Origin of the sequence: Acidocella sp. MX-AZ03 (genome assembly GCF_027626035.1) — a bacterium.
Taxonomy (GTDB): Bacteria; Pseudomonadota; Alphaproteobacteria; order Acetobacterales; family Acetobacteraceae; genus Acidocella; species Acidocella facilis.
This window is the reverse complement of sequence record NZ_CP110774.1, coordinates 1,277,154-1,295,454: the sequence shown is the minus strand read 5'-3', so window position 1 is coordinate 1,295,454 and position 18,301 is coordinate 1,277,154. Positions and strand designations below refer to the sequence as shown.

The following is an 18,301-nucleotide window of genomic DNA, read 5'->3' as shown; positions in this document are numbered from 1 at the left end:
TTTGTCCGCGCCCATGTGGACGAAAACGGCGCGATCGTAAGCGTCATCGAAATCATCGAGCCGGCCGGCAACGCCAGCACCGCAGCCCAGGCGCGCGGTGTGGAAGCCGAGCGCGCACGGATGCGTGAGCTGACCGAAATGGGCAATGCCTACGGCGCGAACGATCTGGCCCTGCGCTTCATCAGCGAAGGCAAGACGGCCGAAGATATGCGCCGCGAGCTGCTCGGCCAGTTTGCCGCCGAGCGCGCCAAGAAGCCGATGGCCGAGCAGGTGAAGGATGCCGAGATCGGTCTCACCAATCAGGAAGCGCGGAGTTTCTCCCTGATGCGCGCGGTGCGCGCCCTGGCCAATCCGACGAACACGGCGATGCAGAAAGACGCCGCGTTCGAATACGAATGTTCCCGCGCGGCGGCGCAGAAGGCCGGCAAGGAGAGCCGGGGGCTGATGATCCCGGCGGACGTGATGAACCGCGCGTTCTCCACCACCACGCCGACCGGCGGCCCGGGCGCGAATGCCATCGCCACCAATCTGCTGGCCGACCAGTTCATTGAGCTGCTGCGCAACCGCACCTGGGCGCTGAAGCGGATCACCATGATGGGTGGCCTGGTGGGTAACGTCGACATCCCGCGCCAGAACAGCGCCGGGCAGGCCTATTGGGTGGGTGAGGGCGGCTCGCCGACCGAGTCCGAGCCGGGCCTGGATCAGATCACCTTCAGCCCGAAGACGCTGGCGGCCTATACCGACATCACCCGGCGCCTGATGCTGCAGTCCACCCCGGACGCGGAGCAGCTGGTGCGCAATGACCTCCTGCGCGTCATGGGCCTCGCGCTGGACAGCGCCGTGCTCTACGCCACCGGCACCGATGGTCAGCCGACCGGGCTGATCAACCAGACCGGTATCCATGCTGTGAAGCTGGCCGCCGAGTATCCGAGCTATGCCGAGTACGTGCAGATGGAAACGGATATCGCCGCGGCGAACGCCGATATCGGCTCCATGTCCTATGTGGTCAGCGCCCGGGCGCGCGGCGCGGCCAAGACCACGCTGAAATTCCCGACCGCCGCCATCGCGCAGGGCGGCACCGTCTGGGAGCCGGGCAACACCATTAACGGCTACCAGACCGATGTTACCAATCAGCTAACCGAAGGCGATACCTTCTTCGGTGTCTGGTCGAGCTTCATCATGGCGATGTGGTCGGGCCTCGACATGATGGTCGATCCCTACGCGCTGAGCACCTCCGGCGGCACCCGCATCATCTTCTTCCAGGATGTGGACATGAATATCCGCCACAAGGAGGCGTTCACCTATGCCAATGCCAACGCCGCGCCGGTGGCGTAACCCAGACCGCAACCGGGGCGGCCTTGCGCCGCCCCAACGCAAGCGAGCGGACATGAGCACACAGACCACGGTTAAAGCGGTGCGCGGGTTTATGGCCGGCGGCAAGATGATCGAGCCCGGCATGGATGTCACGCTTCCTGCGCGCGATGCGAAGCAGCTGACCGATAGCGGCCGCGCCGCGCGCGTTACGGCCGAGACGGCGGAACCGAAAAAGAAGGATACCGGAAAATGAAACCTTTCCATTTCGCCGCCGTCCGTGCGGCTGCCGCGATCACCGCGACCGATGACGGCCCGCAGGTCGATCTTTCGAAGTTCTCCGGCAACGGCCATTTTATCCTGAATTCCAGTGCCTGTACCGGGGCGGACAACACCTCCAGCGTGAAGCTGCAGCATAGCCTGGATGGCACCACTTGGACCGATACAGGTCTGGTTTTCGCCAACGTGACCAATTCCGGCCCGTCGCTGCAGACGATCTATGGCAGCTTCGATGTGCTGCATAAATACGTCCGGGCGGTAAACACGCTGGCCGGCACCACGCCGGGCGTGACCTATTCGGTCGAGGCTGTGGCCGACATCCAGGGCGCCTAATGCCGGCGCCGTCTTGGGAGGATCTGGATGAGTTCCTTGACACCGACGACGAGGGCGGCTTCGCTTTTGTCGCGGTGTTTTCGTATAAGCTTGGCGGCGGCGTAACGGTGAATGGCATCTTTGAGGATGCGACATTCAACGCGCAGACCGGCGAATTCGATGCTGACATCAGCAATCCCGCTTCATCTGCAAGGCCTGCGATGTCGAGCAGGTGAACCGCTTCGATACCGTCTTGGTCAACGAAGTGACCTATATGGTGGCCAGCCCGCCGATCGATGACGGCACCGGCATGGCCACGGTGCGCTTGTCGCCAACGGATCCGGAACTATGAATTCCGCAGGCGGGGCTAGCGGTAGCTTAAACATTGAGTTTGACACTCAGCAAATCGACGCCATGGCGCTGGATGTAAATGCCACGCTCCCGCAAGTCGAAGCTGCGCTCGCCAGCGCGCTGCGGCGGATGGCCCTGTATCTCAAAGCCGCGTCGGTAAAAGGCCTCTCGCACGAGCTGGACGTGCAGCAGAAAGTTATTCGTCGCCGCCTCTCAACTTTTCGCCTGTCTCGGAGCAGGTCTGCGCCCGAAATAAAGTTATGGTATGGCCTAAACCCGCTATCCATGGAACAGCTTGGAACACCAAAACAAACGGCTCAGGGTGTTCGAGTCGGAAAACACTTCATCGCGCATGCTTTTCTTGCTCGAGATAAAACCGGTCGGCAAAGAGTGTTTTTGAGGAAGGGAAAGGCGCGGCTTCCTATTGAAAAGCAGGTCTTGGACATCGCGGATGACGCGGAGCGTTGGATCGAAGACAAGCTTTTTGAAGGCGTAGATTTCGAAACAAAATTTTTCCAACTCTTTGAACATGAGCTGAGATGGCGAACCAAAACGGCGCTGTAGACCTCGACGCCTACCATGATGCGGTGCTCGATGCCCTGAAGCAGGAGTTCGCGATCTTCAAGACGGTCGAGGATTACCCCCAGGACCGCAAGCCCCGCGCTACGCCGGCGCTCTTTGTCGAGCTCGAGGAGCTTGAGCAGGCAAACGACCAAGATCCTGGGACCGGCCAGCAGGCGCTTAATCTGCGAATGGTGGCGCGGGTGATTGTGCCGGCCTCGGACGAAAAAGCTGGGCGCCAGGTGCGCGCTCTGGCTGCGGCGGTCGCCAGCTTTGTGCACCTGAATAAATTTGGCCAGGCGATCCTCGCCGCCCAGGTGGTGGGTGCATATCAGGATGCGTTTTCTCCCGAGCTTGATCAATATCTGGTCTGGAAGGTTGAGTGGCAGCAGGTCGGGCATTTCGGGTGCAGCGTCTACGATTGCAGCGATCCGAACGCCGAGGCGATCTTCCTGGCCTATTCCGAAAACGGCGTGAACGCCCCGCTTGATGCGTTCCACCAGGTCCTGCCGCCAGGCGGGAACGAGACGCCGAAATGAGCTTTGCTCTCGCCGACCTTGCGCGCCGCATGGCGCAGATGATCCGCTTCGGCACCATCCAATCGGTAGACCTGAGCGACCCGACAGCTCCGCGCTGTGTGGTGAGCGACGGCACGTGGTTGACGCCAGCCATCCCTGGATCAGCGCGCGCGCCGGCGGCGATGCCGAAATTTGGGCGCCCGACCAAGGCGAGCAGGCCGTGGTATTCAGCCCGTTCGGCGACCCGGCCCAGGGCGTGGCGCTTGTCGGCATCTTCCAGATGACGATGCCGGCGCCAGCGGCCACGGCCGGCCAGCGGGTGGTGAAATACAAAGACGGCGGCATTGAGAGCTATGACCGCACAGCCAGCAAGAAGGTGATCTCGGTCCCGGCGGGGGCAGCATCACGCTGCAGGTTGGCACCACCTCCCTCATCATCACCCAGGGCGCGGTCACTCTCAACGGTGCCGATGTCATCGCCGATAGCATCAGCCTGAAAGAGCATGTGCATACCGGCGTGACGCGCGGCGGCAGCCAAACCGACGCGCCGACTGGGTAGCCCCCGGAGGAACAGGGCGCCGTCGCCCGGCCAAATGCGGCCATGCTCGACGGCATTTACGCCCTGATCCGCGGCGACACCTACCAGCGTTATTGGACGCTCACCGACGCGCTCGGAAATCCGGTGGATCTGACTGGCGCGCAGGCGGCGTTCGGCATTTCGTCGCTTGCCGGTGAGGTGCTGGTGAAATGCCAGATGACCGATAATCCGGCCTACATCTCTATCCCAGCCCCGACCGATGGCACCATTGAACTGGCGATCCCCGGCTCCGTCACCTCGACCCTTCAGCCGACGCCGGCCGGGCCGCCGCAGCTGATTTCCGGCCTGCAGATCATCTGGCCGGACGGGACGCAAGAAACCTTCGATATGTCGGCAATCACCATTGAACGGGGTGCGCTCGATGCCTGATGTGCAAATTATCTACACCGGCAAGCAGCAGGTCACGGCGGCGGCGCAGGCGGCCCAGGCCGCCGCCGCCCAGGCCGCCGCTGCGCAACAAAGTGTTTCCTCCGCAGCGGCAGCGACGGCATCGGTAGGCGCCGCTGCAGTTGCGGCCGCCGGCAACGCGCAGAACGCCGCCGTTCAGGCTGGAGCGTATGCGCAGACAGCCGCCCAGCAGGCGTCGTTGGCTGCCGCTGCTCTGGGCTCAACCCTTTCCGTGGCCGGCGGCGCGAGTGTGGTTGCTGCAGCGGCGCAGTCCGCGGCTGCCACGGCGAGCGTTCAGGCGGCGCAGGCATTCTCCACCGCAGGGGCGGCGTCCTCGGTCGCTGGCGCGGCCAGCGTGGCGGCGGCGGCGGCGCAATCCGTGGCAGGGGCGGCGAGCGTTCAGGCGGCGCAGGCATTTTCCACCGCAGGGGCGGCGTCCTCGGTCGCTGGCGCGGCCAGCGTGGCGGCGGCGGCGGCGCAATCCGTGGCAGGGGCGGCGAGCGTTCAGGCGGCGCAGGCATTCTCCACCGCAGGGGCGGCGTCCTCGGTCGCTGGCGCGGCCAGCGTGGCGGCGGCGGCGGCGCAATCCGTGGCAGGGGCGGCGAGCACCCAGGCGGCGCAGGCGGTCTCTACCGCCGGGGCGGCATCCTCTGTTGCGGGCGCGGCCAGCGTGGCGGCAGCGGCGGCACAATCGGTGGCGGGCGCTGCGAGCGTTCAGGCGGCGCAGGCGATTTCCACCGCTGGAGCGGCTTCTTCTATCGCGGGCGCGGCCAGCGTGGCGGCGGTGGCGGCGCAGTCCGTGGCTGGGGCGGCCAGCACTCAGGCGGCGCAGGCCATCTCCACCGCCGGGGTGGCGTCCTCGGTCGCCGGCGCAGCCAGCGTGGCGGCAGCGCAAGCGGTATCCACGGCCGGCGCGGCATCCTCTGTCGCGGGTGCGGCCAGCGTGGCGGCGGTGGCGGCGCAGTCCGTGGCTGGGGCGGCCAGCACTCAGGCGGCGCAAGCGGTCTCCACGGCCGGCGCGGCATCATCGGTGGCTGGCGCGGCCATTGTGGCGGCGTCAGCAGCGCAATCTGTGGCTGCCACAGCGAGCGCCCAGGCGGCGCAGGCGGCTTCAACGGCGAGCTCGGCCTCGTCCGCCGCAGGTGCTGCCAGCGTGGCGGCAGTGGCAGCACAGTCCTTGGCCGGTGCGGCGAGCACGCAGGCGGCGCAGGCAATCTCTACCGCCGGTGCGGCGTCCTCTGTCGCGAGTGCGGCCAGCGTGGCGGCAGCGGCAGCACAGTCCGTGGCCGGCGCAGCAAGCACCCAGGCCGCGGAAGCCTCTTCAGTCGCTACGGCGGCAGCCGCAGCCGTTGGCGATTTGGGTGACCTTTCAAAGCAGGACGCAAACGGCGTCAGTATTTCGGGCGGATTTATGGCGGGATTTTTTTCCTCTCCAGGAACCGTATCGGCAGCAACTACGTTGCCGGCTGGCTCAAACTTCTGGGTTGGCCCGATGACCCTTACTGCGGAATTGACTCTGTCCGACGGCGCAACCCTCACTTTTCTAGGCTGACATGGCAAATAAAATTTTTAACGCGGATCTGTCCGACCCTAGCAATGTTCTAGGCCTTGGCGCAGCTGCAAAACTCCCGGCAGGCGGTGCTGGTGGCGCGGCGGTTCTGGACGAAAATGGAAATGCGTCTGCGCTAAATATCGTCCCCTACCTAGGAACCCTATCTCGTCCTGCGGGGCAGGCGATATACAGGGCCAGGATTAATGTCGCGCAATTCGGGGCAGCCGGGTCAGCGGCAGCGACCACCGGCAGCATTGCATCTGGTAGCGATGTTTTGATGCTTTCTTCGCCAATTGATTTTCAACCCGGGCAATATGTTCGGGTTGACGGCGCGGGTACGGATGGGGACGGAACGCGCCTGATTGCGGAGATCGTGTCTGGAGCCGGGACGAATTTACTCACCCTATCGAAGGCAGCCTCGGCATCTGTTTCGGGCGCCAACGTCACCCACGACGATACGGCTGCTATTCAAGCTGCAATAAATTACGCGGTATCTATTGGCGGCGCTGAAATTATGTTGGATGCCGGCGTGTATTTGGTCGGGGGGGCGCCGCAAAACGCAAATGTCACAAACGCAATACTCACGCTTCCTCTCGTAGCATTCGGGTCGGATGTTACGGTGAAGTTTTCTGGCCCGGTAGGGGTCGGGTTTTTCCGTGAAGTGCTTAGCGCTGCGCCAGCCAAGAACGGTGCCGTGCTGGTCTTTCCTTACATTTGCCCCAACGCGTCGACAAATGGATCGGTCATCCAAGGCGTTGGATACGGGCAGTTTTATGCCAACTCGAATACTGCAAATATAACCGCCATAAATCTGATTATGCAGGACCTTGCGTTTGAAGTCCCCTCGCTATCCGGATATATCGTAATCGGAGGCCAGGGCGTGCAAAATACGATCTACGATCGTATTTCTGTTTATACGCCTACTATCAGCGATTTGTCCCCCCTGCCGACAAATGCAAACGAGACCGCGATTTCGCTTGGGGGCAATAGCTGCATGTCGGTGGCCAGGCAATGCTACGCGCAGGGTCTATACAACGGAATCACGCCCGGCGTGCATTCGATTCTTGATGGTAATTACGTGCAAAATTGCGTAATTGCGTACTCCATTTTTTGCGGAGATCACGTTCAGCATTGGCCCAAAAACCTAGCACAAAACTGCAGATATATTATCGGCAGAAATGCAAATGACCCAGGCCCTAATCCAAGCGCTACAGTAATGGGTTGGCTGGATACAGAGATTACCGTGGCATCATCTGATGCATTCCAGTATCAGGGCTTCGCGTACAACCTGGGAACCGGAGCCGGGCAGCTCGATCTAAACGGGCGCATTTATTACACCCTGGATGCTCCGGCAGGGGGCGCGCCCTATAACACCGGCATTAGTGTTTTTGATCCTGCTGGTGGATCTTGCCAATATATTCACATTGGGGGAGGAGGGGAAAACATCGAACAGACTGCTGCCGGATCATCTCCGGATAGTTTTTCGATAAACTCTCCTGCGCAAATTTTAATTGAAGGGGCCGGTCTGACTGCCGTGACCATTACCAGGAACGGGACTACCGTGAACGTGCCGGTGGTCAATACCTTGGCCGGAGTGCCGACTGCGAACATCAATGTAGTGAAAAGTGACACATTGACGATTACTTGGTCGGGAACTGCTCCCGTTATTTCGGCGATACCTTTGCAATAGGACGTGAATGGATTTTTTCATTGAGCAAGAAGGTTTTTAATTCGATCCCCACACGCCACGCGCTATAGCCCCGGGAGGATAGTCGGGGGCAGCGTGCCGATTGTGAGGCATGATCGGCACGGACGCGAACACGGGCAAGGCCCTCGGGGATATTGCGCATCTGCGCCAGTCCATTCGTGATATTCTCAGCACCCCGCTGGGCAGCCGGGTGAAGCGCCGGACCTACGGGAGCGATCTCTATAAACTGATCGACGCGCCTCTGAACCGCTCGACGCTGGCGCAAATTTATTCAGCGACGGTCGGCGCGTTGCAAACCTGGGAGCCCCGTATCCTCGTGCTGAAGGTGCAGGCTACCGCTGCGCCTGGCGTGCTCACCCTCGATCTCTACGGGCAGTATCTGCCCAATGGGCAGCAGATCGCGCTGCCCGGCATCAGCGTGACAACCTAATGGCGGTCACCCTTTCGGCCATCGACCTTTCGGCGCTGCCGGCACCCCAGGTGGTCCAGCAGATCGATTTCGAGACCGTCCTGGCAGCCATGCTCGCTGACCTGCAGGCGCGCGATCCGACTTTCACCGCGCTGCTTGAATCCGACCCGGCTTATAAGATCCTCGAGGTCGTGGCCTATCGGGAAACGCTGCTGCGCCAGCAGATGAATGACGCCTCGGTGGGGCTGATGTTGGCCTACGCAGAGGGTGGTGACCTCGATCAAATCGGCGTGAATTATGGCGTAACGCGCCTGACGATCACGCCGGCGAATAACACCACCATCCCGCCGACCGCTGCTGTCATGGAAACCGATAGCGCTTTCCGGGCGCGCATTCAGCTTTCGCTTGAGGGCTATTCCTCGGCCGGGCCGAGCGGGGCCTATCTCTATTTTGCCAAGTCGGCATCCGGCGATGTCCTCGATGCCAGCGTGACCAGTCCACAGCCGGGCACGGTGCTGGTGACCGTCCTATCACAGACGGGCACCGGGGGCGCCCCGCAGGCCACGCTCGACGCCGTCAGCGCCGCGCTCAACTCCACCAGCGTGCGGCCGCTCTGCGATACCGTGCAGGTGCAGAGCGCCAGCATCGTCTCATACTCGATCGTCGCAACGCTCACGCTGGCGTCAACGGCCGACCAGGCGACTGTGCTGGCGAACGCCCAGGCTGCTGCCCAGGCCTACGCCACGGCCCGGCACAAGGTGGGTCTGCCGGTTTATGTCGTCGGCGTGATCTCCGCCCTGATGGTGACCGGCGTGGTCGATGCGGTGCTGGCGGCGCCTGGCATCACGACCGACTTGGCCATCACCGATCTTCAGGCCAGCTATTGCACCGGCATCACTCTGACCTTCGGGGGCTATGGTGTCTGACGTTGCCACCCTGCTGCCGCCCAACGCCACTGCGGGCGAGCGCGCGCTCGAGCAGGCGACGGCGCGCGTCGGGGCTGTGCCGGTGGTCGCGGGCGCGCTCTGGAATGCCCAGACCTGCCCGCTCGAACTGCTGCCCTGGCTGGCATGGGCCTGGCGCGTCGATGAGTGGGACAGCACATGGCCGGAGGCGGTCAAGCGCGCGGTGGTGGCGGCGAGCATCGCGAACCACAAGATCAAAGGCACGCTCGCCTCGATGGAGACCGCGCTGGCCGTCGCCGGATACCCGAATGCGCAGATCATTGAGGGCGATCCAGTGTGGAACCTTGATGGAACAGTGATGCTTGACGGCTCCCATGACCTCGGCAACCCGGCGAACTGGCCATACTACCGCGTGATCCTGTCTGCACCGATCGCCAACAGCCAAGCGGATCAGGTTAAGCGGATACTCGCCGCAACGCAGCCAGCGCGCTGCTACCTGTTGGGCCTCGATTTCACCCAGGCGGCTTTCATTCTCAACGGCACGGTGCTGCTCGACGGCTCCTACAATTTAGGCGTGGCAGGATAACATGGCGAACCTCTCCGAATCCGACAGCTTTGATGCGGGCATATACCAGCTCGAGACCACGGACGCCGCCCTCGGCGGCGTCAACGGTGTGATGAACACACAGGGCAAGAGCTTTGCAAATAGAACCCGGTGGCTTTACAATCGGGTAATCGCGCTGCTTGGCTTCACCAGCCAATACGCCACGGCGGCAGGGAAAGCAAACGCGATCATCGCGAACTACACCCCAGCTGCTACCGCGCCGATTAATGATGGTGCCTGCTTTGCTTTCCGCGCCACAGCCGCCAATACAGGCCCGGCGACTTTCACGCCGTGCGACGGCTCTGTCGCGGGCACCACCGCAATCCCGCCGCTGCCCATTTTTGGGGCGGATATGAATGCGCTGGCCGGGGGCGAGATCACAGGCCAAGCGCGGCTGCGGTATAGCACCAAGGTCAATGGCGGGAACGGCGGCTATGTGTTGGTGGAAAATCCAGGGGGCATTCAACGCTCGATAACGCCGCCCGCTCCTGATGATTCTTCCGCCGTCGCTACGACCAACTGGGTCAGGTTTATTGCGGCGCTCCTATCTGACTTCAGCCAATCTGGACAATTGGTTGGCTATATGGTGCCGGGCGCGAGCGGGTCCCGCTCCTTGAACATCAGCTTCACGCCCCCGCAGAACGGGACGATTATGCTGAATTGTCAGGCGGTCTCCAGCACGACCGTGCTTAACTCCCTTTCGCTGGGGATTACGAGCGGCGGCACAATCATGGGTAATAATTTGGGCCCTGGGGCGGGCAGCTTCTGGACATCCAGCAATATGGGAGTGGGCACGGCGATCATTTCCGTGACAGCCGGAGTTCAGCTAAAGGGAACGCTCACGGCCAACAACGGCACCACGAATTCTGACGTGGGCGTAGGGTTCTGGGGGTTGTTTATCCCTCACGACTAATCTGGCGCCGCCCCCGGGAGGAACGGACGCGCGCGGCGGATGATGCTGTCTCGGATGCAATAACCGGGGCGAGACCGCATGGGTACGAATTTCCTTCACGGCGTCGAAGTGGTCGACGATACCAGCACCACCAAGACGATCACCATCGTGAGCTCGAACGTGATCGGCGTGGTGGGAACCGCCCCGAACGCGGACCCGACGGTCTACCCGCTCAACACACCGGTGCTGAATAACGGCTCGGCCAGCCTGACCAAATCGCTCTACTCGAAGAGCGTCAGCGCCGATAACGGCACGCTGCCCGGCGCCCTGCAGGATATTTTCGATATCATCGGCGCGGTGGTGGTGGTGGTGCGGGTGGATGTCGGCACCACCGATGCCCAGACCCAGGCCAACATCATCGCCGGCGCGCAGCAGTTCGTCTATGCCAACGCCGCGCTCGGCCAGAAGCCGCGCATCCTTATCGCCCCCGGCTTTACCCATCAGCGCACCAGCGCCGGCATCGCCTCGCTGGTCGCGTCCAATGCGGGCGCCGGCTATACCGACGGCACCTATCCGCTCACGGTGACGAACGCCACCGGCGATACGACCGGTGCCGGCGCGGCCGCCACAGCCACCGTCGTCGCTGGCGTCGTCACCCAGGTCGGTACCACGGCCGAGGGCTCCGGCTATACCGCTGCGCCGACCTTCAAGCTCCCCGCTGCCGCCGGCACCCCCACCACGGCAGCCGTGTTCACGGCGACCGTGGGCACGGTCGGTAATGCCGTGGTGGCGGAGATGATTTCCATCGCGGCGCGCCTGCGCGCCATCATCGTGCAGGACGGCCCGAACACCACCGACGCTGATGCGATTGCGATGGCGGGCGACTTCGACAGCGAGCGCGTCTATCTGGTCGACCCCTGGGTGACGAAGCTGGATCAGGCGACGGCGCAGAATATCACCCGTCCCGCCAGCCCCACCATCGCGGGCATCATCGCCTGGACCGATAGCACCTATGGGTTCTGGTACTCGCCGTCGAACAAGCCGCTCTCGCCGGTGCTGGCGCTGGGGCGCCCCATCGACTTCACCATGGGCGATGCGAGCAGCGGCGCGAACCTGCTGAACGCGGCCAATGTGGCGACCATCATCCGGATGAACGGCTTCCGGACCTGGGGCAACCGCACCCTGTCCACCGACAGCGCGCTGGCGTTCCTGGCCGTGGTTCGGTCGCGCGACATCATCAATGACAGCATCGCCGCCGCCAATCTCTGGGCGGTCGATCAGCCCATCACAAAGGGCTTCGTCGATACGGTCCTCGAGGAAGGCAACAATTTCATGCGCACCCTGATCTCGCTGGGTGCGGTGCTGGGTGGCAGCTTCTGGCTGGACCCGGACGAAAACTCGAATGCGCAGATCGCGGCGGGCCAGATCAAGTTTGACTATGACCAGACCGTGCCGAGCCCGGCCGAGCGCGTGACCTTCACCAGTCATCTGACGGATGATTACGAGTCCAACATCTTCTAAGGAGCTGGCGGATGGCCGCGAGTGATATTCGGAAAAACTTTAATCTGTTCGTGTCCGGCAAGGGTTATGCCGGGCAGGTGACGGAAGTCAACGCGCCTAAGCTGACCCAGCAGACGGAGGATTTCCGTGGCGGCGGCATGGAGGCGCCCGTCGAGCTGACCATGGGCATGGAAAAGCTGATGATGGATTTCACCATGGTCTCCTATGACCCGAATGTCCTGGGCAGCTTCGGCATTACCGAGGGCGCCGCGGTGCCGTTCATCATTCGTGAGGTGCTGGAGTCTTACGACGGCACCGTCACGCCGGTGGTTCACACCATCCGCGGCAAGATCAAGGAGATCGACCCGGGTACCAGCAAGCCCGGCAGAGTGGCCGAGCTGAAGGTGCAGGTGTCCGCCAGCTATTACAAGCTGCAGCACGGCACTTCGGTGATTCACGAAATCGACGTGTTGAACATGATCCAGGTGATCAACGGCAAAGACGTGCTGAGCGCCATGCGCTCCGCGCTCGGCATGTGAGGAGGTGAGTGGTGGCGAAGATAACGAAACCGGCAGGGGCTGACGAAGATAAGAAGGATCTGCCTGCTTGGCTCAAGCCAGGCGACGGCTTTGTCGATGTGGTGCTCTCCCGCGCACTGGATCTGTCGGGCTCGAAGACCACGGTGCTGCGGGTACGCGAGGTGACCGTAGACGATCAGCTGACGGTGGAAGAGATGAAGGGCAGCGAGGCGCGCAAGGAGATCAGCCTCTTCGCCAACCTCTGCGAGGTTTCGCCCGCTGATATCGCCAAGCTTCCGCTTCGTGACTACGCGCGCCTGCAGGCCTCGCTCGGGGTTTTTACCGACTAACACCCGAGACCATCCGCGACGGGGTGTTGGCACTGGCCCATTTCACGGGATGGGCAGAAGCGGAAATCGTGAAGATGCGCGCCAGCCGGTTTGTCTGGTGGCTGGAAGGGCTGCCGATAAATGGCCGAGCGTGAATTTAAAGCCAAGTTGGTCATCGGAGGCGCGATCTCCTCCAGCTTGCGCCTGGCCCTGGGCAGCACGAAGGAAGGGCTCTCGTCGATCGGCAAGGTTGTCGATAAGCTGTCGCGCGAGCAAAAGAAGCTAAATCAGGAAATCAAGAAAACCGCTCTTTCCGGGGGTGATGTCGAAGGCCTGAAGAGCTCTTACCAGCGCCTCACCGCTCAGCTCGAGAACGCGCGGCGGGCACAGACCAAACTGAATGAAGCGCAGGAGCGCTATCAGCGGCTGAACAATATCGGCAGCAACATCGCCGGCCTCGGCGTTAAGGCCGGCATCGGCGCGGCCGCCATCGGCGTGCCGGTGTTTTCCACCGTTAACGCTGCGAAGGCCTACCAGCAGCAGCAGGCGCGCCTGGCAGCGCTGGGTATGGGCCCTGGCGTCAATTCCCAGGCCGCCGCCTTTTCGGCCCGGCAGAATATCTTCGGCACCAGCAAGTCGGACCGCCTCGGCCTGATTACGGACGCATTGTCGGTATTCGGAGACCTGGGTGATGCCAAGATGGTTCTGCCCATGTTGGCCAAGATGAAGTTTGCCAATGGTGCACTTTTCGGCTCGGAGCAGGCCGGCCAGAACGAAGATGCCTTCATGAATATGCTGAAGGTGATCGAGCTCCGCGGCGGCACGAAAGACCAGGGCGAATTTAACCGCCAAGCCAACATGATCCAGCAGGTGATCAATGCCACCGGCGGCAAGGTCACGGCCGATCAATGGCGTGATGCCATCGCCACGGGCGGCATCGCCGTTAAAGGGATGACTGATCAGGCGTTTTATTACGGCATGGAACCGCTGATCCAGGAGATGGGCGGCCACCGCGTCGGCACCGCGCTCATGACCGCCTACAGCGAGATGTACCAGGGGCACACCACGAAGCGCGCAGCAGAGAACATGCTGAAATACGGCTTGATCGGCGACCGGTCGAAGGTCAAATTCGACAAGGTCGGCCAGGCCGCATACCTCAATCCCGGGGCGCTGAAAGGGTCTGCGGAATATCTGAGCAACCCCTACCAGTGGATGAAGGATGTGCTGCTGCCGAACCTCGCGGCGCACGGCATCACCTCTCCGCAGGCCATCCAAGATGCCATCGGGTCGATCATGGGCCGCACCGCAGCGGCGCTGTTCTCGACGATGTACCAGCAGCAGCAGAACATCGATAAGCGCCAGCGCCTGAATGCCGGCGCGCAGAACATCGACCAGATGAACGCCAACGCCCAGAACACTCCGGCGGGCAAGGAGGCGCAGGCAGAGGCCAGGCTGGCCGACCTGAAGCTGCGGCTCGGCACCGATATTCTGCCAACCTACACAGCCGCCCTCACGCTCGCCGCCACCGCGCTGGAGAAGCTCGACGCCTTCACCGCCCGTCACCCGCGCCTCGCGCGCGACATGATGATTGGTGTGACTGTGCTCGGCGCATCTTTGGCGGTGCTGGCGCCGGTGCTGTTGACGGTGGGCGGCGCGTTCGCGGCCTATGCCGGGTACACGCTGCTCTTTACCAAATTCGGCCTAGTGGCACCTGGGGCGATTCGCGCGGTGGGTTCGGCGATGCTGTTCCTGGGGGAGACGCTCTTCGCCAACCCAATCGGCCTGACGATTGCGGCCGTGGCGGCGCTCGGCGTGGCCGCCTATGAGCTGACCAAGCACTGGAGTGGTGTGAAGGCCTTTTTCCAGGATCTGTGGGGCGGCGTGAAATCTGCCTTTCAGACCACCATCGGCTGGATCGGCGACCGGCTTGATTGGCTGGTGAAGAAGCTCGAGGCGTTCAAAAAGACGGTGCTCGACTCCTTTACGGCCGCGGGGCTTACCCCAACGCCCATAGCAACCAATGCCTTCACCGGCCGCGGGCAGGCGCCGGCCGGCGTGGCGACCCAGGCGGCGCCGAATGCCTTCACGTCACGGGGCCACGCATCCGCCGGCGGGGTCCATATCGGCAAGGTCGAGATTAATGCCGCGCCCGGGCAGGATGGCGGCAAACTGTGGGATGAGCTGCACCGGCGCATCCAGGCGCACCAGGCGACGGCGGCGCGGGGCGCGATGTACGACCCGGCCCAGGAGTTCATGCGATGAGCGTCCTTTCCGGCGCCGCCGGCGCTGCCAGCGGGTATATGCCGCAGATGATCCTTGGCAGCTTCCTGTTCTCGCTGAACACGGCCGCGTTCCAGGAGCTGCAGCGCAACACCGAATATACCTGGGCCGCCGTCCCGCGCTTTAGCCAGAATGATGCGCTGCAATTTACCGGCCCGGGGCAGGATATGATCACGCTGCCCGGCGTCGTCTATCCTGGCTTCCGGGCGGTGGGGGGCAGTTGAATGCCCTGCGCGCTCTCGCTGGCCAGGGGAAGCCCCAGAGCCTGATCGACGGCATGGGCAACGTCTACGGGCGCTGGGTCATCACGGGCGTTGCCGAGACGCAGAGCATCTTCGCGGCCTTCGGGCAGCCGAAGAAACAGGCCTTCACGGTGACCCTGCGCTGGTATGATGGCGGCCCCTCGAGCCTGCTTACGAACCTGCTCAACAATATTGGCCTGGGCGGCCTCGTCTCGTCGGCGCAGAGCGCGCAGCAGACGGTCGAGGGGCTGACCGGTATCGGGAACCTGATCTGATGGCGGCCGTGACCTATACCACCAAGGATGGCGATGTGGTCGATGCGGTGGCCTTCGCCTATTACGGCACGCTGGACGGCCGGGTATATGAGCAGGTGCTCGCCGCCAACCCAGGCCTGGCCGCGCTGGGCCCGGTGCTGGGCGCCGGGGTGGTGATCACGCTGCCGGACCTGTCTGCCAGTGTGGGCGCCGATCAAGGCGTGCGTCTCTGGTCATGAGTACCGGCATCGTTCCCAATTTCGCGCTCATCGCCAACGGTTCCGACATCACCTCTGTGGTGCAGGCGAATCTGTCGTCGCTCACGATGACCGATGCAACGGGGTACGAGTCCGATTCCCTGGTGATCGAGCTTGCTTCGACGGACCCGGCCAACCCGATCAGAAAGCCGCCGACTGGCGCCGAGCTGTCGCTGTTCCTCGGCTATGACGGCACCACCATCAATATGGGGATGTTCGTCGCCGATGAGGTCGAGATCCGGGGCTGGCCGGAAGTCGTAACCATCCGTGCGCGCTCGGCCATCTATGCGCCGACGCCAGCCGGGAAAACCGACCTGCAGACCCAATACACCCAGGTGTGGGCGGCCGGCACCACCATCGGCGTGCTGGTGCAGACCATCGCCAAGCGGCACGGCCTGGCCGGCAGCACCAGCAGCGCGCTGGCATCAATCCCGCTGCCGCACGTCATGCAGGACGCGGAAAGTGACCTCAACCTGCTGACCCGGCTGGCCCAGCAATATGACGCCGTCCTCAAGGTGGCCAACGGCCAATTGCTGTTCTACGCCCGGGCGACCGGCCTCTCTGTGAGCGGTCAACCGCTGCCGGCAATCACGGTGCAGGCGAGCCAGGCCTCGAGCTTCGGCATGAACGAGCAGACCCGCGCGAACGCCGGCACGGTGGTGGCATGCTACCATGTCCACAAGACAGCCCAGAAGCATGTCGTGAGCGTGGGGCAGGGCGAGCCGGTCAAGCGGATCCGGCAGCATTTCCCGGATCAAGCAACGGCGCTCGCTGCCGCCAAGGCGCTCTTGGCGCAGTCCATCCGCGCGCAGACCCGGCTGACCCTCTCGCTGGAGGGTGACCCCGCTTTCCTGGCTGAGGCCCCCTCACGCTCTCCGGGTTTCATCCGGACGTGCCGACCAGATGGGTGATCACTCAGGTCGATCACCGCCTGGACGGCAAGGGTGGATACCTCTGCACCATCTCCGCCCAGCTGCCAAACGACCCCACGCTGTCCCAATATCAGACCGACGACGTAGCCGAGCCGGTAAGCTCCTGATCTTCCGGGGCCCCGCGCCGTGCCCGGGGCGCGGTGAGAGTGCGTTTCCAGCAAAAAAAATCCCGGGTATAATTCCGGGCACTTTTCAAAACATCGGCCGCTCGTGATGTTCAAATTCAGGTGGTTAGGTGGTTGAGTTCGGTGGACATCTCCTCCGCCAGCGCAACTCATTGATTTTCCGTATTTTTAAGTTTTTTCGCGCTTTCCGCATGATGTTTGCCGCCCCGGTATGACCGGTGCGGCTTTCCGGTCAGGCCTTGAAGTTGATTTCCGCACTCTGGCGCACCAGGCCGAGGCGCGGGAAGATCGTCTTGATCGCGAATTCATGCGCGCCGTCGCCGAGCGAGGTGCAGAGATCCTCGGCAAGCACCAGCTGATAGCCATGCTCCCAGGCCTGCCTGGCGGTGGATTCCACGCCGATATTGGTGGCGATGCCGCAGAGCACGATATTTGTGATGCCGCGGCGGCGCAACTGCAGGTCCAGCTCGGTGCCGTGGAAGGCGCTCCATTGGCGCTTGATGATGGTGACATCGCCCGGCTGCACCAGACCTTCGACGAAATTCATCCAGTCATCGGGCAGCTTGCCGTGATTGCCGGGGGCGTCCACCTGCTGGCGCAGCGCATCGCCGAAATCCGCGTGCCAGCCGACATGCACCGGCACCACCAGCACCCCGGCGGCGCGGCATTTTTCCACGAAGGGCAGGGTGCGGGCGACGATGTCCGCACCGCTGCGCGGGCTGGTGGGCAGGGCGGTGATGCCGTTCTGCAGGTCGATGAGCACCAGGGCGGTGCGGGCGGGATCAAGCTCGGTCATGGCAACAGCCTTTTCAGATAAGGGGGACTGTATTATGAGGGTTTCCTCACATTCGGATATATGAGCGTGTCCTCACATTCGTCAAGCGCGACCCAGCCCGGCAAGGCGCCCAAGCAGGCGCGCGGCGTGCAGCGTGTGGCCGCACTGCTGGAAGCCGCCGCAAGCCTATTTGCGGAAAAAGGCGTGGAGGCGGCGACGATGACCGAGATCGCCAAACGCGCCGGGGCGCCGATCGGCTCGCTCTACCAGTTTTTCCCCTCCAAAGCCGCCGTGGCGATGGCGCTGCTGGAGCGCTATGCCGCGCGGCTGGAGGAAAGTCTGGGGGCGCTGCGCGATGCCGCGCCGGGTTTGAGCCCGGAGGCGCTGGCGGCCGGGCTGCTGGCGGTGCTGCGCGCGCATGAGCAGGACCGGGCGCTGGCGCCTTCCTTGCTGGAGGCTTGTGCGGATCTGGTGGGCCAGGCGCGGCCGTTCCGTGCGCGCAGCCGCGCTTTGGTGGAAGCCGTTTTGCTTCAAGCCAGGCCGCCACTCGCCCCCGGCCGCGCGGCGGCGATGGCGATGCCGGTGCTGCTGATGATGAAGCAGGTGCCCAAGGCAGGGCAGGAGGAAGAGCTGGTGGCGGAGCTGACGCGGATGCTCGGGATGTATCTGCGCGCCGGATAAGGGAAATGATGTAAACGTTTTC

At 63.1% G+C, this 18,301-nt stretch carries 24 protein-coding genes and 1 pseudogene; 24 read left to right on the top strand and 1 reads right to left on the bottom strand.

The genetic code is table 11. The features are described from left to right. The first annotated feature begins 15 nt into the window (after positions 1 to 15). The 23 genes and pseudogenes from GT370_RS07240 (at position 16) to GT370_RS07140 (ending at position 16,677) form a co-directional block, all read left to right on the top strand. Entirely contained in the window at positions 16 to 1,335 is a 1,320-nt protein-coding gene (locus GT370_RS07240; protein WP_270184128.1) for a phage major capsid protein, read from the top strand. 52 nt (positions 1,336 to 1,387) lie between these two features. Then, entirely contained in the window at positions 1,388 to 1,567 is a 180-nt protein-coding gene (locus GT370_RS07235) for a hypothetical protein (RefSeq protein WP_039884666.1), read from the top strand. Continuing rightward, the gene (locus tag GT370_RS07230) at positions 1,564 to 1,923 is read left to right on the top strand and encodes a hypothetical protein (RefSeq protein WP_008492456.1); all 360 of its coding nucleotides are present in this window, start codon (positions 1,564 to 1,566) and stop codon (positions 1,921 to 1,923) included. The genes GT370_RS07235 and GT370_RS07230 overlap by 4 nt, the downstream gene beginning before the upstream one ends. After that, on the top strand, positions 1,923 to 2,138 hold the full coding sequence (locus GT370_RS07225) for a hypothetical protein (RefSeq protein WP_270184127.1): 216 nt from the start codon (positions 1,923 to 1,925) through the stop codon (positions 2,136 to 2,138). Before GT370_RS07230 ends, GT370_RS07225 begins: the two co-directional genes overlap by 1 nt. After that, positions 2,135 to 2,254 (top strand): hypothetical protein, encoded by a 120-nt coding sequence (locus GT370_RS21340; RefSeq protein WP_442865506.1) that lies wholly within the window; start codon positions 2,135 to 2,137, stop codon positions 2,252 to 2,254. Before GT370_RS07225 ends, GT370_RS21340 begins: the two co-directional genes overlap by 4 nt. Continuing rightward, positions 2,251 to 2,817, top strand: coding sequence for a prophage LambdaW5, minor tail protein Z-like protein (locus GT370_RS07220; protein WP_008492458.1), 567 nt, complete (start codon positions 2,251 to 2,253; stop codon positions 2,815 to 2,817). The genes GT370_RS21340 and GT370_RS07220 overlap by 4 nt, the downstream gene beginning before the upstream one ends. Beyond that, entirely contained in the window at positions 2,793 to 3,353 is a 561-nt protein-coding gene (locus GT370_RS07215) for a hypothetical protein (RefSeq protein ID WP_008492459.1), read from the top strand. Before GT370_RS07220 ends, GT370_RS07215 begins: the two co-directional genes overlap by 25 nt. A 115-nt stretch (positions 3,354 to 3,468) precedes the next feature. Further along, positions 3,469 to 3,828, top strand: a complete 360-nt coding sequence (locus GT370_RS07210; protein WP_270184126.1) for a phage baseplate assembly protein V — start codon at positions 3,469 to 3,471, stop codon at positions 3,826 to 3,828. 8 nt (positions 3,829 to 3,836) lie between these two features. Next, the gene (locus GT370_RS21335) at positions 3,837 to 3,890 is read left to right on the top strand and encodes a hypothetical protein (RefSeq protein ID WP_442865535.1); all 54 of its coding nucleotides are present in this window, start codon (positions 3,837 to 3,839) and stop codon (positions 3,888 to 3,890) included. Positions 3,891 to 3,932: 42 nt separating this feature from the next. Next, positions 3,933 to 4,298, top strand: coding sequence for a hypothetical protein (locus GT370_RS07205; protein WP_008492462.1), 366 nt, complete (start codon positions 3,933 to 3,935; stop codon positions 4,296 to 4,298). After that, entirely contained in the window at positions 4,291 to 5,868 is a 1,578-nt protein-coding gene (locus GT370_RS07200) for a hypothetical protein (RefSeq protein ID WP_270184125.1), read from the top strand. Before GT370_RS07205 ends, GT370_RS07200 begins: the two co-directional genes overlap by 8 nt. Position 5,869: 1 nt before the next feature. Then, positions 5,870 to 7,558: a hypothetical protein gene (locus tag GT370_RS07195; protein WP_144052621.1), complete on the top strand. Its 1,689-nt coding sequence runs from the start codon at positions 5,870 to 5,872 to the stop codon at positions 7,556 to 7,558. Positions 7,559 to 7,667: 109 nt separating this feature from the next. Beyond that, positions 7,668 to 8,006 (top strand): GPW/gp25 family protein, encoded by a 339-nt coding sequence (locus tag GT370_RS07190; RefSeq protein ID WP_008492464.1) that lies wholly within the window; start codon positions 7,668 to 7,670, stop codon positions 8,004 to 8,006. Further along, on the top strand, positions 8,006 to 8,911 hold the full coding sequence (locus GT370_RS07185; protein WP_270184124.1) for a baseplate assembly protein: 906 nt from the start codon (positions 8,006 to 8,008) through the stop codon (positions 8,909 to 8,911). Before GT370_RS07190 ends, GT370_RS07185 begins: the two co-directional genes overlap by 1 nt. Further along, a complete protein-coding gene (locus tag GT370_RS07180; RefSeq protein ID WP_008492466.1) occupies positions 8,901 to 9,476 on the top strand; it encodes a phage tail protein I in 576 nt (191 codons plus the stop codon). Before GT370_RS07185 ends, GT370_RS07180 begins: the two co-directional genes overlap by 11 nt. A gap of 1 nt (position 9,477) precedes the next feature. Further along, positions 9,478 to 10,407 (top strand): hypothetical protein, encoded by a 930-nt coding sequence (locus GT370_RS07175; protein WP_008492467.1) that lies wholly within the window; start codon positions 9,478 to 9,480, stop codon positions 10,405 to 10,407. A 78-nt stretch (positions 10,408 to 10,485) separates the two neighbouring features. Further along, complete coding sequence (locus tag GT370_RS07170; RefSeq protein WP_008492468.1) at positions 10,486 to 11,907, top strand: phage tail sheath subtilisin-like domain-containing protein; 1,422 nt, start codon at positions 10,486 to 10,488, stop codon at positions 11,905 to 11,907. Between the two features lie 11 nt (positions 11,908 to 11,918). Continuing rightward, positions 11,919 to 12,425, top strand: coding sequence for a phage major tail tube protein (locus GT370_RS07165; RefSeq protein WP_008492469.1), 507 nt, complete (start codon positions 11,919 to 11,921; stop codon positions 12,423 to 12,425). A gap of 11 nt (positions 12,426 to 12,436) precedes the next feature. Next, positions 12,437 to 12,754: a phage tail assembly protein gene (locus GT370_RS07160; protein ID WP_240376488.1), complete on the top strand. Its 318-nt coding sequence runs from the start codon at positions 12,437 to 12,439 to the stop codon at positions 12,752 to 12,754. 120 nt (positions 12,755 to 12,874) lie between these two features. Then, positions 12,875 to 14,995 (top strand): hypothetical protein, encoded by a 2,121-nt coding sequence (locus tag GT370_RS07155; RefSeq protein ID WP_008492471.1) that lies wholly within the window; start codon positions 12,875 to 12,877, stop codon positions 14,993 to 14,995. Continuing rightward, positions 14,992 to 15,530: pseudogene (locus tag GT370_RS07150) on the top strand (phage tail protein). Before GT370_RS07155 ends, GT370_RS07150 begins: the two are co-directional and overlap by 4 nt. Continuing rightward, positions 15,530 to 15,748: a tail protein X gene (locus GT370_RS07145; RefSeq protein ID WP_008492474.1), complete on the top strand. Its 219-nt coding sequence runs from the start codon at positions 15,530 to 15,532 to the stop codon at positions 15,746 to 15,748. The pseudogene GT370_RS07150 and the gene GT370_RS07145 overlap by 1 nt, the downstream one beginning before the upstream one ends. Continuing rightward, complete coding sequence (locus GT370_RS07140) at positions 15,745 to 16,677, top strand: contractile injection system protein, VgrG/Pvc8 family (protein ID WP_270184123.1); 933 nt, start codon at positions 15,745 to 15,747, stop codon at positions 16,675 to 16,677. Before GT370_RS07145 ends, GT370_RS07140 begins: the two co-directional genes overlap by 4 nt. Before the next feature lie 378 nt (positions 16,678 to 17,055). Here the strand turns inward: GT370_RS07140 and GT370_RS07135 are convergent, their stop codons facing one another. Continuing rightward, positions 17,056 to 17,619 carry a hydrolase gene (locus tag GT370_RS07135; RefSeq protein ID WP_008492476.1) on the bottom strand — a complete coding sequence of 188 codons (564 nt, stop codon included), beginning with the start codon at positions 17,617 to 17,619 and terminating at the stop codon, positions 17,056 to 17,058. A gap of 60 nt (positions 17,620 to 17,679) precedes the next feature. Between GT370_RS07135 and GT370_RS07130 the strand changes: the two genes are divergently transcribed. After that, entirely contained in the window at positions 17,680 to 18,279 is a 600-nt protein-coding gene (locus tag GT370_RS07130; RefSeq protein WP_008492477.1) for a TetR/AcrR family transcriptional regulator, read from the top strand. Positions 18,280 to 18,301: the final 22 nt, after the last annotated feature.